The organism is Streptomyces sp. CNH287 (genome assembly GCF_000424825.1).
Genome location: NZ_AUKQ01000026.1, coordinates 1 through 15,173 on the forward strand (window position 1 = coordinate 1; position 15,173 = coordinate 15,173).

Below are 15,173 nucleotides of genomic sequence, written 5' to 3' on the forward strand. Positions count from 1 at the left end.
GGCGCCCGCGTATCCCACCGGCTCCGCCGCAGCTGCCGGCGACTGACCCGCGAGGCGATGACTGCGGTCAGGTCTCGCCTCGCCGGAGCGAAGGACCAGATCCAGGCCGGCAGCGGTGCCGCCCGAAAGCACCGTGCCGCTGCTTTCGACGGTCCACGGGAGCCGTCACCGCAAGCTGAAGACAGCGGCGATGGCCTCCCCGCACCCGCCGGGCGGCGGACGCGGGCGTCGCAGGCCCCCTGTGGCAGACCCCACCGCCCGGGCGGCGGGCGTGGCGCCGAGGCTACGACCGGCGGCGAGGCCCGCGGCGCCTGCCGCCCCGGGGGCCTCCGGTGCCCTGACGCGGATTTCCTCCCGCGGACTTGCCCTGCGCACCGCGTGCCGAGGCGCGCTTCGGCTGCGCCGGGGCGGCTGCACGCCCCCGCGTGCTGTTGACGGTCCGCCCGCGGACGACCCCGATGAAGTCCTCCACCATGTCGGTGGTCCTCTCTTCCGGCCACGCCAGTGCGACACGTGACTGCGGGGCATCGGTGACCGGCCGGTAGGTGAGGTCCCTGCGGTGGTACAAGCGGGCGAGAGACTGCGGTACGACGAGCAGGCCCACCCCTGCCGCCACCAGTTCGACCGCATCCTTTGTCGTGGCGGGCCGCTCGATCGCCGGCCGGCCCGGCAGCCGCTCCCAGCCGAGGGTGTCGTCAAGGGGATGCAGCACGACCTCGTCGGCCAGACTCCCGGTCGTGACCTCCTCAGCCTCCGTCACCGCGTGGCCCTTGGGGACCACGACCACCGTCGTCTCGGTGTAGAGGGGGATCGCACTGAAGTACGTACGGTCGACCGGCAACCGTACGAAGCCCGCGTCGGCGCCGCCCTCCCGCAGCACCTCCGACGCTTCGGCGGCGCTCACCGCGACGAGGATCAGCGGAACGTCGGGCAGCCGCTCGTTCCAGATCCGCACCCACTTGGCCGGCGTCACGCCCGGTACGTACGCGACCCGGAACGACGGGGATGCTTCAGAGCTGGCCACGCCGCCAGAATAGCGGGCGCGGTCGGGGGCCCGACGCGCACTCGATACCCTGGACGTCATGACGTCTCGCCAGAACTCCCAGACCATGAAGCCCGCGACCGCGGCGAAGAAACTGGGTGTGTACCTCGAGGCCACGCCCCCCGAGTTCCAGGAGGGCGCCGTCTCGCGCAGCGAGCTGAACGCGCTGCAGGCCGATCCGCCGGAGTGGCTTGTGGAACTTCGCCGCAACGGGCCGCACCCCCGCCCGGTCGTAGCGGCGAAACTGGGCGTCTCCACCTCCGGCCTCGCGCGTGGCGGGGCCACCGAGCCCCTCACCACCGAGCAGATCGAGGCGCTGAAGAGGGAACTCCCCGAGTGGCTGAGGCAGGAACGCGCCACTCAGGCCGAGGTCCGCAAGGAAGCGGTGCGCATCAAGGAGAAGAACAGGCCGAAGCAGCAGGCGGAACGGGGCGGACAAGCCCGCTGACGCAGCCCCCGCTCCCTGACCGATGTACCGGGGCCACAGCCGCCAGGACGGCTTCCCCCCGGTTTTCCCCTTTCGCCGCACGAATACCTCCCGCAACGACTTAGCGGATCAGACGCAGACGCCCCGGTCTCCCGGCCAGGGGCGTACTGCGGTGGGGGTGTCACCTGGAGGCCGTTGGTCAGGCGGCGCTCCAGATGCCAGTGGGGGCGATTTGGGACACCCGGTCCGCGAGATCACAGGGCTTGCGCGTGAGGGCGCGCGAGACCGTCTGCCGGCGAACTGGTCAAGTGCGCCCGTCCCGGCAACCGCGCCCTGCTCGAGGCCGTACTCGTCGGCGGCGGCCAGTTCGCGGTCCTCGTGCGGATCGGTCGCCAAGGTGGTTCCGGCGAGGACGACCGCCCGCTCGCTCGAAGTCCCCTGCACCGACCGGGCCGCCTTCGTGCGCGACTCGGTGGTCGACGACCAGACCACCGCGCCCGCCGCGGGCCCCGCTGCGAGGCCCGTTCGCGATGTCACCGGGCTGCCCGTTGCCGTGGGTGGCTGGGAGGATGCCTGTCATGGAATCGTTCGACGCGGTGAGTTGTGCCCGCGCCCGCACACGAGAGGATCTCGTGGCGCTCGTCGCCGCCGGAGCGCGGCCGAAGTGGCTGATGTTCTGGGGGCATCAGCCGCAGCGGGACGGTGCTGTCGGCCGGGAAGCGCTCAGTCAATGGTGGCTGTCCCCGTTCACCGTGGAGGGTGTGGCGTATCCCAGCGCCGAGCATTGGATGATGGCGGGCAAAGCCCGCCTCTTCGGTGACGACGCGTCCCTCGCGGCGGTCCTCTCGGCGCGCACGCCCGCCGAGGCCAAGGAGCACGGGCGCCTGGTCCGCGGCTTCAGCGAAGAGCGCTGGGCCGCCGCCCGGTTCGGCCTCGTCGTCGCGGGCAACCTCGCCAAGTTCCAGCAGCACCCCGCGCTGGCCACCTACCTCCTGGGCACGGGAAATCGGGTGCTGGTCGAGGCAAGTCCGCTCGACCGTGTGTGGGGGATCGGGCTCGCCGCCGACGACGGCCGCGCTACCGATCCAACCCGGTGGAAAGGCCAGAACCTGCTCGGCTTCGCCCTGATGGAGACACGCGCCCGTCTGGAAGACGCTGACCACCGGATGCCATGACGCTCCGTGCGGCCATCGCCCCCGACCTTGCCGGGCACGTCGCCGCCGTGGCGTAAGACTCGGACTCCAGTCGGCTGACCGCGTGCCCGGAGTCGTCAGCATGGGCGACGAAGGCCCGCCTGGAGCAGACCGCATCATCGTGGCCGCCAACAAGGCGGCGAGCCGCCCGACTCGCGGCGCGGGCATGCACGCCGAGGGCCCTCAACGGGCACCTGAACCTGCGGCACGTCCGCGCTCCACCTTCGACGAGAATGCTCAGCCTTCACTGCGAGGGGGCAATGTCAACCCATGCGCCCCTGCCAGCGACAGTCCAACGACTTGAGGGTACGTACGGTATTTGTGCGGTGGAAGTATGCGAACCTTACGGTTCATGGCCTGACGCTGGACGACGTCGCCGGCGCGCTGAAGGTCCGCCGGGCCACGGTGTCCGCCTGGGAGTCGACCAAGAAGCCCACCGAGCCGCGCGGCCCCGAGCGCGAGGCATACGCACGGCTGCTGGCGCAGCTCGCAAAGCTCTACCCGGCCCCGGTGCCCGCCACGCTCACCGACGCACCCGCACCGGCGGAATCCCGGTCCCCGCCCACAGCTTTGGCGTCCGAGGCTGCGGTCATGACTGCAGCCGAGAACACCCAGCCCCCCGCCCCGGCCTCCTTCGCCGCCGCTCCGGACGCCGCGCGCCGCCCAGCGAACACCACCAGGCCGTCGACGCGTCGTCCCGGCGCGAAGAGGGAGGCCCCGGCCCGCGGTTCGAGAACGGGCCGCTGGCGGTCCTCGACGTCGGCGCCGACGGCACGGTGCTGGCGTACTGCACCGGCGGCCTGGTCCTGGACGTGCCCGCCAAGAGCATCCCGTCCCTGGTGGACTGGACCCTCACGGAGGCGAAGCTCGGGGCGCCCAAGCTCGCCGGTCCCGGCAAGGACGCCGACCCGCTGCTCGTGCTCACCGAGGCCGCGCTGGAGCGCTACGGCCTCCCGGCCGCGCTCACGCAGGAGGAGCGGCACGCGGGGCGCATTCCGGAGGGCCACAAGGTCATCAACCAGCTGACCCGCGCGCAGTGGCAGCTGACCAAGCGCGGGTTCGGGCCGTGGGCGCGGATCTACCGCCCCGCCACCGGCTCGGAGCGCGCGTGCGTGCAGCTGTGCATCCCGTCGTGGAACGCGCTGGACATCCGGCACTGGGGCGACGCCGCGCAGCTTGCGCCGGCCGAACTCGCCCGCGTCCTGGGCGTGTACGCCTCCAGGGTGATGACGCCGCGCGGATCGACCGCCGTGACCGGCCTTGAGCTGATGACCGCGCTGCACCCGCCCATCCGCGCCTCCGAGCCGGACGCCGACGGCAAGCGGCACCCCGAGCACAACCCCGGCTCACTGGGGAAGGCCCCGGTCGACTGCGCGCCGTGCGAGGCCCCCGACGGACACCCGCTCGTCAAGGACCTGCCGCGCTTCCACGTGCGCGGCCCGGCGCAGAAGCTTTTCGAGGAGGCTTACGACTGGGCCCGGCCGATGACGGACGACGAATGCCTGCGCCGCAACCTCGTGGGCATCGACGTGAACATGGCGTTCGCCGCCGGAGCGAACGGGCTGAACGTCGGCCTCGGCGAGCCGACGCACGTCACCAGCCCGGTCTTCGACCCGAAAGTGCCCGGCAGCTGGCTGGTGGACCTGAGCCACGTCGACCTGTCCAAGGTGAAGGCCGGCAAGGAGCGGCTGGAGCTGGACGCCGGCCTGTTGCCGAGCCCGTTCACACCGAAGGGCGAGCGACCGACCGGCCCGGCCTGGTACGCGACGCCCACCGTCGCCTACGCGGTGGAGCTGGGCTACGAGGTGCACCCGACCGAGGCGTGGGTACGGCGCGAGAGCGGCCGCTACCTGGACGGCTGGTACCAGCGGCTGCGCGACGCCTACCTCGCCACGATGGCCGACCTCGGCGTCCACGCCGACCTTGCCCCGGCCGACTTCCTCACCGCGATGAACGGCTACAAGGACCGCGACCCGCAGCTGGGACTCGTCGTCTCGGCGATCAAGGCCACAGTCAAGGGCGGTCTGGGCAAGCTGCGCGAGCGCCCGCGCGGGGAGGGCTGGCGGCCGGGCGAGCCGTGGCGGGCGCTTTCCCGCCCCACCTGGCGGCCGGACATCCGCGCGGCGGTCATCTCCCGCACCCGCATCAACCTCCACCGCAAGATCGTCAGACACGCGGCGTTCACCGGCCAGTACCCGGTCGCGATCCTCTCCGACTGCGTCGTCTACGCCGCCGGCGGCCCCTCGCCGCTCGACTTCCTGCCCTACCGGGGAGGCAAGCCCCTGCCCGGCGGCTTCAAGCTCGGCATCAACCCCGGCCTGGTCAAGCACGAGGGCACCCAGAGTGTGCTGTGGGGTGAAGGAGTGCGCGACCAGTTCGAGGCGCCGGGGCTCAACCTCGCCCGGTACATCAAGGACGGCACCGTCACCGACGTCGACAACGGCGAGTAGGAGAGGTCCACGATGAGCATGTTCGGGGACGGCCTGGACGCCGCGGTGCACAAGGCGTTCACCCGCCCCGCCCCCAAGTCTGCGGGCCCGCAGATGCGGTACCTGGTCAAGCAGTTGGGCGGCACGAAGGCCGTCGCCGAACTCCTCAGAATGTCCCAGCGGCAGGTGGAGCGGTACGTGGCCGGCAAGGCGAGGAAGCCCCGCCCGGACCTCGCCGCGCGCCTGGAGCGCCAGGTGAAGGCGCGCTGGCAGCCGCAGATCCGCGCCAAGGCCCGACAGAAGGCGGCGACCACCGGCGGCATCGTCATCGACACCCGCGCCCGCCTTGGCTACACCGCACCGATCGGGTCCACCGACCAGGACCGCATCCGGCATCTGACCCTCGCCCTGCCACCCCGCTACGCCGCCCGCCTCTTCGACGCCCAGGAGGCCGGCGCCACCGACCAGCAACTCCAGCAGATCGCGGCCGAAGCCCTCAAGGAGGTCTACTTCCAGGACGGCGGCCACCGCGCCGGGAGCCTGGAAGAGGTCCGGTTCACGGACGTGGAGCACCTGGAGTTCGACCTGTAGCAGCCGCGCCCCGAACAGCAGGCGAGCCCCCATGGAGGGCCCAACAGAACTGCCCCCCCCGGATGGGGACGTAGCCTGGCAACCGCGCACCACCCTCTGAGGAACGCCCCTCCCCGCCCCACCGGGCGCGGACTCCTGCCCTCTGCGCTTCCCAGGGCAGTACGCCGACCCTGAAATTGGTCATCGAGGCAGCGGCCCTCTGTGCCGTCCCCAGTTTGGCTCTGTCGCTATCGTGCTCCCGTGACTGGCTCTGTGCGGCGTTCCTTGCTGTTTCTCGATGGAGATTCTCATCTGGGCCCTCGCGGACGAGCGGGAGCGGTGGCAGACGCAGGCCGACGATGCCGCCCAGTGGATGATCGACCACGCCGCGGCATACGCCGGCAGCCGGCCTTCTCGCCGCATCATCGACCTCGCCCTCGCCTACGCGGGCAACGCCCGGATGCTGGCGCTCTCGGAACGCGAGGAGGCGACGAAACTGAGGCTGCCGGCCGCACTCACCCAGCCGGTTCAGGGGCGTGCGGGTACGTGGTCCGGGCGGCACGGGCGGGGGTGGCCGGGGCGCGGCCGGATCAGCGGGGGGCCGGGGCCTCCAGCTGCCAGCGGCCGTGCTCGATCACGCGGGTGGAGCCGATGTCCAAGGTGGGATCGATGATCACGACGTCGCGGTGGACGGAGGCGGCCACCGTGCCGCCGAACCCGGCGCTGGAGCCGAACGCGACGTGGACGCTGCCCAAGATCTTTTCGTCCTCCAGGACGTTGCCGGTCCAGGTGGCGCGGTCGTTGGTGCCGACACCCAGTTCGGCCAGGTTGCGGGCTGTGGGGCCGTGGGCGTCGAGATGGGCGAGGAAGTCGCGCGCGTGCGGGCCCTCCGCACCGGCCAGGCGGCCCTCGTGGACCTGCAGGAGCATCGAAGGGTCGAGGAGGCCGTGCGGTGTCACGCTGCGCACCGCGATGCGGCCGCTGCCGTTCAGGGGCGCGACGAACGCCTCACCGGTGGGCAGATTGCCGAAGGCGTGCGCGGCCGTGAGGTCTCCGGTGTCGGCGCCCCCGGGGCGGCCGCTGATGTCGAGCGTCAGCTCGGTCCCCCGCGGGCAGGTCACCCGCGCGGTGGTCGCGGCGTCCAGGAGCTGGGCGACGGCCGTGGAGCGCCGGCGCAGGGCCGTGGGGTCGGCGGTGAGGAGCCGGGTGATCATCTGCTCGGTCACGCCGGGCAGCGTCGCGCCGCGGGCGCCCGCCGCCGTGGCGCGCAGCCGCGCGGGTGCGTGGGAGAGGGAGCGCCGGTGTGTGGGGGCGAGGAAGACGTCGCACGCCATCAAGGCGGCCTCCGCGACCCGGGGCAGCTCCAGCTCGCCATGGTCATCGATCAAAACGGTGGCCACCTCCGCTCGGCGCCGCGCGCCCGCCCGCCACATCGCATCCGCCAGGCCGGCCGAGGCGCGGTCGGCCAGGACCAGCAGGTTCTCGCCCGGGCGCAGCGCCAGGTTGTGCTCCATGAGCGTGTCCAGGGCCTCCTCAAGCCCCCCTGCCGGGCTCATGCCCGCGCCTTCACGTCGCCCAGGAACGCGGGCAGCACGTAGTGGTAGCTGCTGAAGTCCTCGTAGACGTAGTCCTTCTTCAGGGCCAGCGAGCTCTGCTGCCACCACAGCGGGAGGTAGGGGACCTGCTCGTCGGCGATCTGGAGGATCTCGGCCAGCAGCGGCGCGCGCTCGGAGCCCTTGAGCAGCGCGGCCTGCTGGGTCAGCAGCGTCTGGACGCGCTTGTCACGGAAGTTGGCCAGGTTGTAGGCGCCGCCGGCCTCTTTCGAGGCCAGGCAGATGGTCATGAAGTTGACCGGGTCGGGATAGTCGGGGGAGAGCCCCAGGTAGTACAGGCCGATGCCCTTGCGGGAGTCGATCTTCGCGCCCCACTCGGCCCGGGTGCGCTCGCGGACGTTGAGGGTGATGCCCAGGTCGCGGACCGCCTCGGAGAGGCTGACCAGCGCCCGGCCCACGGACGGCTCGTGGTCGGGGTACTCGACGTCGGCGGTGAAGCCGTCCGGATGCGCTGACTTGGCCAGCTCCCGGCGCGCGGCGGCCAGGTCGTAGCCGTAGTCGGTGAGCTTGCCGTAGATCTTGTCCGTCTCGCGCTTGCCGAGGATGCTCCACCAGTGCGACTTGGGCACGATGGAGGAGGCCACCTCCCCGTGACCGCCGAGGAATGCCTTGATGTAGCCGGCGCGGTCGGCCGCGTACAGCAGGGCACGGCGCACGTGCACGTCGTCCCACGGTGCGGTGTCCATGTTGAAGCACAGGAACAGCGACCGGTTGCCCGGGGCGTACTGGGTGGCCACGCCGCCGATGCCGTCCCAGGTCTTGCCCTGCTCGACGGCGAAGTCGAAGATTCCCTGCACCTCGCCTGAGCGGACGGCGAAGAGCTGGGACTGCTGGCTGGTGAGGAAGCTCAGCTGGGCGGAGCGCACCTTCGGCCGCTCGCCCCAGTAGGTGTCGAAGCGCTTGTAGGTGATGCCCGACTCGGCGGAGTAGGAGGTGACGCGGTAGGGGCCGGTGCCCATGGTGGTCACCGTGCCGGAGGGAGCGCCGAGCTTGTCGCCGAGCTTCTGGCTGAACTTCTTCGGGGTGATGAAGGTGAAACTCAGCGTGTACAGCACCGTGGGATCGGGCCTGCGGAGCGTCATGGTGATCTCGTGCTCGCCGGTCGCCCGTACGGAGGCGACGTTGCTGAAGTAGCCCGCGATCCTGGAGGCGCCGCCCGGATCGAGGTGGCGCTGGATGGACCACAGGACGTCCTGCGCGCTCAGCTGGGTCCCGTCCCAGAAACGGACGCCTTGGCGCAGCCGGAAGATGTGGTGCAGGTTGTCCGGGGTCTTCCAGGATTCGGCGAGAGACGGCTTGAGTTTGAGGTCGGCGTCCAGGGCGACCAGGCCCTCCAGGGCCAGGCCCATCGCGATCATGCCGTCCACCGCGGGGACGGTGCCCACATCCAGGGACTCCACGGCGGAGCGGACGCCCCACTTCACGGAGTCGATCTCCTCATCGGTGCCCTTGCCGCCGGTGCCCGCCGGGCCGCCGGAGTCGGTGCCCGCGGTGCAGGAGGCAAGGAGGGCGGGCAGGGCCAGCGCGATTCCTCCGACGCCCATGGCGTGCAGGACACGCCGCCGCTCGACGACGTGCTCCGCTCTCCCGGAGCCGGCAGTTCCCGTTCCTGGGGCTTGGATGTTCATTGTGCCGTCCTTTCACGCGGTGATACGCGGTGATACGCGGTCATGCGGGGCGTCGGCCCGGTACGGAGTCGACAAGCAGGCGGGTGTAGGGATGGCTGGGACGGTCGAGGAGGTCGGCGGTGGCGCCGTGCTCGACGACCTCGCCCCCGTGCAGGACGTAGAGGCGGTCGGTCACCTGCCGCGCGACGGCCAGGTCGTGGGTGATGAACAGCAGCGCGAGGCCCAGGCTGGTGCGCAGCTCGCCGAGCAGGTTGAGGATCTGCGCCTGCACGGAGACATCCAGGGCGGAGACGGCTTCGTCGCAGACCAGGAGGTCGGGGCCGGCCGCCAGGGCGCGTGCGATCGCCACCCGCTGGCGCTGCCCGCCCGAGAGGGCCGAGGGTTTGCGGCGCGCGTACTCCGGTGGCAGCCCCACCTGTTGAAGGAGGTCACCGGCCGTGAGGGGAGTGGCGCCCTCCCGTCGGTGGACGGCCAGTGCCTCGGTCAGGACGGCGCCCACGGTGCGGACCGGGTTCAGTGTCGAGTAGGGGTCCTGGAAGATCATCTGGACGGTGCGGCTCAGCGTCCGCCGCTCGGCGACGGAGAGCGCGGCGACATCGCGCACGTCGAGGGAGCCGACGGTCACGGTGCCGCTGGTGGCCTGCTCCAAGCCGACCAGGCAGCGGCCCAGCGTGGTCTTGCCCGAGCCCGACTCGCCGACCAGGCCGACGCTCTCGCCCCGGTCGATGTGGAGGGAGACCTCGCGCAGCGCCGCCGTCCGGCGCTTGCCGCGGGTGCGCCGCCCGAAGGTCTTGCCCACCTCGCGGACCTCCACCAGAGGCGCTGCCGCCGCTCCCGGCTCCGGGACGGGAGCCTCCGCGAGGGCCGCTGTGCGGGCCGCCGCCAACTCCGTGGCGATGTGCGGCAGCCGCACGCACGCGCTCTGGCGGTCCGGAGCGCTCGGGCGCAGCGCCGGGCGTGCGTGCGTGCACGCGCTCTGGCTCCACGCGCACCGGGGGGAGAACGCGCAGCGATCGGCGACCGCGTCGGGGGAGGGCACGGAGCCGCCGATGGCGGCGAGCCGGTGCAGCCTGCGGTCCACCGGCGGCTCGGAGCGCAGCAGGCCGCTGGTGTAGGGGTGGTGGGGTTCGCCTTCGATGTCCGCGGCGGCGCCGGTCTCCAGCACGGTGCCCGCGTACAGCACCGCGAGGCGGTCACACACATCGAAGGCGACCCGCAGATCGTGCGTGATCAGCAGGAGCGCGATCCCCCGCGTCTGCTGGAGCTGCTTGAGGCTGTCCAGGATCGCTTTCTGGGTGGTGACGTCCAAGGCGGTGGAGGGCTCGTCGGCGATGAGGACCTGCGGATCACGGGCGAGGACCGCGGCGATGCCCACGCGCTGCCGCATCCCGCCGGAGAGCTCGAAGGGGTAGGCCCGGGCGACGCCCTCGTCCTCGATGCCGACTTCGGCCAGCCGCCGCACGGCCTCCTCACGGCGCTGCCCGCCCCGCAGCCGCCTGCCCCGCTCATCCCTCAACAGCTCGGTGATCTGGTCACCGCAGCGCATGAGCGGGTTGAGCATGGTGAACGGATCCTGGAAGACCATCGCGATGCCGGAACCGCGGACCTTCGCCATCTCCCGCTGGGACAGGCCCAGCAGGTTGCGCCCGCCGAAGGTCACCTCGCCGCGCGCCCGCACCCCCGGCGGCAGCAGGTTCATCACCGCGCGGGCCGTCATCGACTTCCCGCTCCCGGACTCTCCGACGACGCCCAGGGCCTCGCCCGCACGGACCGCCAGGTCCAGATCGGAGACGATCGTCCTCCCGCCTCCGGTCGCCCTGATCTGCAGGCCGCGCACGCTCAGCACGATGTCGCTCATTGCGTCCTCCCTCGCCGCTCCAGCTGCTCGAAGATCCAGTCACCGATCAGGTTCATCGCCAGCGACGTCAGCACCAGCGCCGCCCCCGGCGCCAGCACCTGCCAGGGCGCCGTCTCCAGATGCGGCAGCCCGTTGCTGAGCATCAGGCCCCAATCGGGAGCATCAGCCGTGCTGCCGAAACCCAGGAAGGACAGAGCCGAGAGGGAGACCAGGGCGTAGGCGAAGGTGGTGCACGCGTTCGCCACCACCAACGGCACCAGGTTGGGCCAGATGTGCCGGTACATGATCCGGCGGGCGGGCAGACCGGTGGCGCGCGCGGCATCCACATACGGCAGATGCCGCTGCTCCAGCGCCGCCGCCCGCACGATCCGCACGTCGTTCGGCGCCATGAACAGCACCAGCGCCAGGACCGCGGCGTAGTATCCGCCCGACAGCACACCCAGCAGCACGATCGCCACGAGCAGGCCGGGCAGCGCGTACACCAGGTCCGCCGCTCTCATGACCGCCGAGTCCAGCCAGCCGCCCCGGTAGCCGGCGGGCAGCCCCACCACGGTGCCCACCAGCGCCGCCCCCAGGGCCACCAGCAGCGGCCCGATGAAACCGGCCTGGGCGGCGGCGATGAGCCGGGAGAAGATGTCGCGCCCGGAGGCGTCGGTGCCCAGCAGGTGCCCGTCACCGGGCGCCTGGAGCGTGTTCGTCAGGTCCTGGGCGGAGGGGGAGTACGGCGTGAGCCACCCTGCGGCGACGGTGCACGCCACCACGGCCAGCACGTAGACCATGCATCCGGCGATCAGCCAGGGCGGACGCCCCAGCCGGGTCTCCAGGACCTCTTCGGGGGCGCTCATGCCGCCCGCCCCTGGGAGAAGGTGATCCGCGGATCGATCACGGCGTAGGCGAGGTCGACGAGCAGCTGCACCAACACGATCAGCGTGGCCAGCAGCATCGCGACGCCCTGCAGCACCGGCAGGTCCTTGTGCTGGACCGCCTCCACCAGCGTCGTCCCCAGCCCCGGCAGTGTGAACGTGCTCTCCACCAGGATCGTCCCGGTCAGCACGATCGTCAGCACCAGGCCGGCCGCGGTGGCCAGCGGAACCAGCACGTTGCGCAGAACGTGCCGGAAGACCACCCGGGAGGCGGGGACGCCCCGGGCGCGGGCGAAGTCGACGAAGTCCTGCTCAAGGACCCTGATCATGGCGGCGCGGGTCAGTTTGACGATGAGTGCCATCGCGGTCAGCGCCAGCGCGACCGCGGGCAGCGTCAGGTGCCACAGCCGGTCCCAGAAACCCTCGCCGGTGCCGTAGCTGGGGAAAGCGCCGAGGGCGATGGCGAAGACGTACAGCAGTCCGGCACCGGTCACGAACGACGGGGCGCTCACGAACAGGACACTGACACCGACCGCGCCGCGGTCGATCAGACTGTTCTTGCGCATCGCCGCCACGACACTGAGCGGTACGCCGATCACGACCGCGAGCACGAAGGCGTAACCGCCCAGGAACAGCGATATCGGCAGCCGCGCGGACATGACGTCGGTGACCGGCCGCCCGTTGCGGATCGAGCTGCCGAAGTCGAGCGTCACCGCATCACGCAGCCACAGCCAGTACTGCTGGAGGAAGGGCAGATCGAGGTGGAACTGGGCGCGGATGGAGGCACGCAGCTCCGGGGTGGCGGGGCGGGTGCCCAGCAGAACCTGCTCTGCGCTGCCGGGAGCCAGGCGCAGCAGGGCGAAAACGACGAAGGAGACGCCGACCAGAAGCGCCGAGAGCGCCAGGAGGCGCCGCGCGGCGAACAGAAGAAGCGCCCGGGCTCTCATCCCAGGATCCGTGCCGTGCCGAAGCCCGCGGACAGCGGCTCACTCCCGCCGGTGAAGCGCTGCGGACTGAACTGGGCCAAGCCGCCCTCCTGGTCGCCGCCGGTGACCATGGCGGCGATGTGCCGGCCCAGCGCCGGGGCGAGCTTGAAGCCGTGCCCGCTGGTCCCCGCCATGACGAAGACGCCCTCGGCGATCTCGCCGATCACCGGCTGCCAGTCCGGACTGACGTCATACACGCTCGCCCAGCCGCCGGTGAAGGTGGCCGCCTCCAGCGCGGGCACCCGCCGAACGGCACGCTCGGCCAGGGCCATGGCCTCCTCCACGCGCACCGAACGGCGGAAGTCGTCCGGGTCGGCCGACGCGTCCGGCAGCAGGCTTCCCAAGCAGAAGTGCGACCCTGCCTCGGCCTTGAGGTAGTACCCGCCGCTGATGTCACTGATGCCGTGCCTCATCGGGGCCGCCTCGCCCCAGTTGAACAGCGCGACGATGTGCCGCTCCACGGTCAGCGGCAGCTCGACCCCCAACCCGCGCGCCAGCGGCCGGGTCCAGGGCCCAGCAGCCAGCAGCACGCGGGCACACTCGACGCTCTCGCCCTCGGCGGTGTGGACAACCGCGCCCCCGCCATTCCGCGCCTGGACGCGGACCACCTTCGTACGCAGCCGTGTCTGGACGCCGTGGCGCCGGGCGTCGGCGAACAGAGCGCTGGTGGCAAGAGCCGGGTCGGCGTAGCCGCCGCCGGCCTCCCACACCGCCGACTCGCCCTCGGCCAGGCTGACATACGGGTAGCTGCGGCCCATCTCCGCGGGCCCCACAGGCTCCAGGCGGATACCCAGCCCGGCCAGCTCGGCCAGCTGCGCCGGCACGGTACCGGCCGCCTCGGGCGGGTAGAGGTAGAGCAGACCGGTGCGGTGAAAGCCGGCGTCGCCGCCCTCGGTGAGCGCCGCGAAATCCTCCAGCATGGCCATGCTCTCCGCCGCGATCTGCGCCAGGAACGCATTCTTGTAGTTCGCCCGGCACATTCCGCTTGAACTCCCGGTCGGTCCGGCTCCAGGAGTATCCTGTTCGAAGATCGTGGTCTGCACGCCCGCCCGGCCAAGATGGTAGGCGACACTGGCGCCATAAACTCCCGCGCCGATGACAGCGACGTCGACGGTGTTGTTCGGCACAGTCGCGAGCCTCCGTAGGTAAACTTCTCGGCGAGCCGCCCCAATTGTTTCTCTCGATGCGAAGGAACTCGTGCCCGCCACGATGGAGGTGAGCGTAATAGCGGCGGCCGCGAAGAGCACCACAACGTTTGTCCGACGCTTACCGGAATCGGCGCAACATGTGTTGCGCCCCTTCCGGCCAGCGGTCCCAGGGGGCGGCCGAGGCCCGGCACCTGGCAGATCGCCGCTCCCGCCGGCGCCCGCGGGCAGTGGCAAGCAACACCCGTGCTGTCCTGGGCGAACTTTCCGCATCACCTGATGCGCGTCATCCGGAACCATTGAAAAAGCTGGGACGCGCGCTACTGTCCCTTCATGTTCCCTGAATTCCCTGACGTTTACTGCCTCCGCTGCGAGCAGCCGATCGATCGCCCCTTCAACCCGTGCCCGAAATGCCTCACCCAAGACGGTGTCAGCGTCAACGGCGACACCGCGATAACGCTGCCGAGTACGGTGTCCGGCACCGCGGAACTCGCGGCCGCGGTGCTTCCGCCGCGTATGGAGGCCCGCCCGCCGACACCGCTGACCCCTCTGGAGCGCTTCAGCGCCGATATCGGAGTGCGCGTGAGCGTCAAGGATGAGCGGCTGAATCCCAGCCTCTCCTACAAGGACCGGCTCGCGGAGGTGGCCGCGGTCCGCGCCCGGCAGGCCGGCGCGGACACCCTGGTGGTCGCCTCCTCAGGCAACCACGGCGCGGCCGTCTCCCGCGCCGCGACGGCCATCGGCCTGCGTGCGGTCGTGGTGACCATGACGAGCATCGCCCCGGCCATGCGCCGGCTGATCACCGGATGCGGCGGACAGCTGATCGCGGTGGCCACCGCCGAGGACCGCTGGCGCCTGGTGCAGGCCGGCGTGGAAGAACTGGGCTGGTTCCCGGCCGGGAACTTCCACAACCCGCCCATCGGCAGCAGCCCCTACCTCGTCGACGGCTACCAGCCCATCGCCTGGGAGATCGCGGACCAGTCCGGCGCTCTCCCGGACTGGGTCGCCGTCCCGGTCGGATACGGCGACGGACTCTCCGGTATCGCCAAGGGCTTCCGCACACTGGCCGCAGCCGGTCTGACCACCCGCCTGCCCCGCATGCTCGCCGTGGAGACCACGGGCACCCTCGTGGAGGCCCTGCGCACCGGGACCGACCAGCCGCGCGCCGCCGCCGTACAGGCGCCCAGCGCACTCTCGATCGCCTGCCCGCAGGGCACCTACCAGGCGCTGCACGCGGTACGCGCCAGCGCCGGGCATGCCGTGACCGTCACCGACCAGGAAGCGCTCCAGGCGCGGGAGGCGCTGGGCAGGCTCGCGGGAGCCCACCACGAGCTGTCCTCGGCGGCCGCGTTCGCCGGGGTCCGGCGTGCCGTGCAGGACGGGTTGGTCGATCCGGCTGACTCGGTCGTCGTGGTGGGC

11 protein-coding genes and 1 pseudogene are annotated in these 15,173 nt (G+C 71.5%); 5 read left to right on the top strand and 7 right to left on the bottom strand.

Features of this window, described 5'->3' with window-relative positions:
* Positions 1-283: 283 nt before the first annotated feature.
* Positions 284-1,024 carry a LysR family substrate-binding domain-containing protein gene (locus H299_RS0122200; protein ID WP_106965846.1) on the bottom strand — a complete coding sequence of 247 codons (741 nt, stop codon included), beginning with the start codon at positions 1,022-1,024 and terminating at the stop codon, positions 284-286.
* Positions 1,025-1,082: 58 nt separating this feature from the next.
* Between H299_RS0122200 and H299_RS0122205 the strand changes: the two genes are divergently transcribed.
* The 4 genes from H299_RS0122205 to tpg all read left to right on the top strand — a co-directional run bounded on the left by H299_RS0122205 (position 1,083) and on the right by tpg (position 5,682).
* The gene (locus H299_RS0122205) at positions 1,083-1,490 is read left to right on the top strand and encodes a DUF5997 family protein (RefSeq protein WP_027750199.1); all 408 of its coding nucleotides are present in this window, start codon (positions 1,083-1,085) and stop codon (positions 1,488-1,490) included.
* A gap of 557 nt (positions 1,491-2,047) precedes the next feature.
* Positions 2,048-2,644, top strand: coding sequence for a riboflavin biosynthesis intermediates N-glycosidase (ybiA, locus tag H299_RS0122210; RefSeq protein ID WP_051262728.1), 597 nt, complete (start codon positions 2,048-2,050; stop codon positions 2,642-2,644).
* A 278-nt stretch (positions 2,645-2,922) separates the two neighbouring features.
* On the top strand, positions 2,923-5,112 hold the full coding sequence (gene tap, locus H299_RS35575; protein ID WP_486587372.1) for a telomere-associated protein Tap: 2,190 nt from the start codon (positions 2,923-2,925) through the stop codon (positions 5,110-5,112).
* Between the two features lie 12 nt (positions 5,113-5,124).
* Positions 5,125-5,682: a telomere-protecting terminal protein Tpg gene (gene tpg / locus H299_RS0122220; protein ID WP_027750201.1), complete on the top strand. Its 558-nt coding sequence runs from the start codon at positions 5,125-5,127 to the stop codon at positions 5,680-5,682.
* Between the two features lie 569 nt (positions 5,683-6,251).
* Here tpg and H299_RS35580 read toward each other — a convergent pair.
* The 6 genes from H299_RS35580 to H299_RS0122250 all read right to left on the bottom strand — a co-directional run bounded on the left by H299_RS35580 (position 6,252) and on the right by H299_RS0122250 (position 13,736).
* Complete coding sequence (locus H299_RS35580) at positions 6,252-7,217, bottom strand: 2,5-dihydroxypyridine 5,6-dioxygenase NicX family protein (RefSeq protein WP_037760052.1); 966 nt, start codon at positions 7,215-7,217, stop codon at positions 6,252-6,254.
* Positions 7,214-8,818: an ABC transporter substrate-binding protein gene (locus tag H299_RS35585; RefSeq protein ID WP_051262730.1), complete on the bottom strand. Its 1,605-nt coding sequence runs from the start codon at positions 8,816-8,818 to the stop codon at positions 7,214-7,216. Before H299_RS35585 ends, H299_RS35580 begins: the two co-directional genes overlap by 4 nt.
* Before the next feature lie 124 nt (positions 8,819-8,942).
* Entirely contained in the window at positions 8,943-10,760 is a 1,818-nt protein-coding gene (locus H299_RS0122235) for an ABC transporter ATP-binding protein (protein WP_027750202.1), read from the bottom strand.
* Positions 10,757-11,605 carry an ABC transporter permease gene (locus H299_RS0122240; RefSeq protein ID WP_027750203.1) on the bottom strand — a complete coding sequence of 283 codons (849 nt, stop codon included), beginning with the start codon at positions 11,603-11,605 and terminating at the stop codon, positions 10,757-10,759. The genes H299_RS0122235 and H299_RS0122240 overlap by 4 nt, the downstream gene beginning before the upstream one ends.
* Positions 11,602-12,570, bottom strand: a complete 969-nt coding sequence (locus H299_RS0122245) for an ABC transporter permease (RefSeq protein WP_027750204.1) — start codon at positions 12,568-12,570, stop codon at positions 11,602-11,604. Before H299_RS0122245 ends, H299_RS0122240 begins: the two co-directional genes overlap by 4 nt.
* Entirely contained in the window at positions 12,567-13,736 is a 1,170-nt protein-coding gene (locus H299_RS0122250) for an FAD-dependent oxidoreductase (RefSeq protein WP_027750205.1), read from the bottom strand. Before H299_RS0122250 ends, H299_RS0122245 begins: the two co-directional genes overlap by 4 nt.
* A 534-nt stretch (positions 13,737-14,270) precedes the next feature.
* On the opposite strand from H299_RS0122250, the pseudogene H299_RS40565 reads away from it, so the two are divergent.
* Positions 14,271-15,158: pseudogene (locus tag H299_RS40565) on the top strand (threonine synthase); the annotation flags it as partial.
* Positions 15,159-15,173: the final 15 nt, after the last annotated feature.

What these genes read in the sequence shown, in the direction of transcription:
- H299_RS0122205 (WP_027750199.1), top strand. Translation starts at nt 1,083, where the DNA reads ATGACGTCTCGCCAGAACTCCCAGACCATGAAGCCCGCGACCGCGGCG.
- ybiA (WP_051262728.1), top strand. Translation starts at nt 2,048, where the DNA reads ATGGAATCGTTCGACGCGGTGAGTTGTGCCCGCGCCCGCACACGAGAG.
- tap (WP_486587372.1), top strand. Translation starts at nt 2,923, where the DNA reads ATGTCAACCCATGCGCCCCTGCCAGCGACAGTCCAACGACTTGAGGGT.
- tpg (WP_027750201.1), top strand. Translation starts at nt 5,125, where the DNA reads ATGAGCATGTTCGGGGACGGCCTGGACGCCGCGGTGCACAAGGCGTTC.
- H299_RS35580 (WP_037760052.1), bottom strand. Translation starts at nt 7,217, where the DNA reads ATGAGCCCGGCAGGGGGGCTTGAGGAGGCCCTGGACACGCTCATGGAG.
- H299_RS35585 (WP_051262730.1), bottom strand. Translation starts at nt 8,818, where the DNA reads ATGGGCGTCGGAGGAATCGCGCTGGCCCTGCCCGCCCTCCTTGCCTCC.
- H299_RS0122235 (WP_027750202.1), bottom strand. Translation starts at nt 10,760, where the DNA reads ATGAGCGACATCGTGCTGAGCGTGCGCGGCCTGCAGATCAGGGCGACC.
- H299_RS0122240 (WP_027750203.1), bottom strand. Translation starts at nt 11,605, where the DNA reads ATGAGCGCCCCCGAAGAGGTCCTGGAGACCCGGCTGGGGCGTCCGCCC.
- H299_RS0122245 (WP_027750204.1), bottom strand. Translation starts at nt 12,570, where the DNA reads ATGAGAGCCCGGGCGCTTCTTCTGTTCGCCGCGCGGCGCCTCCTGGCG.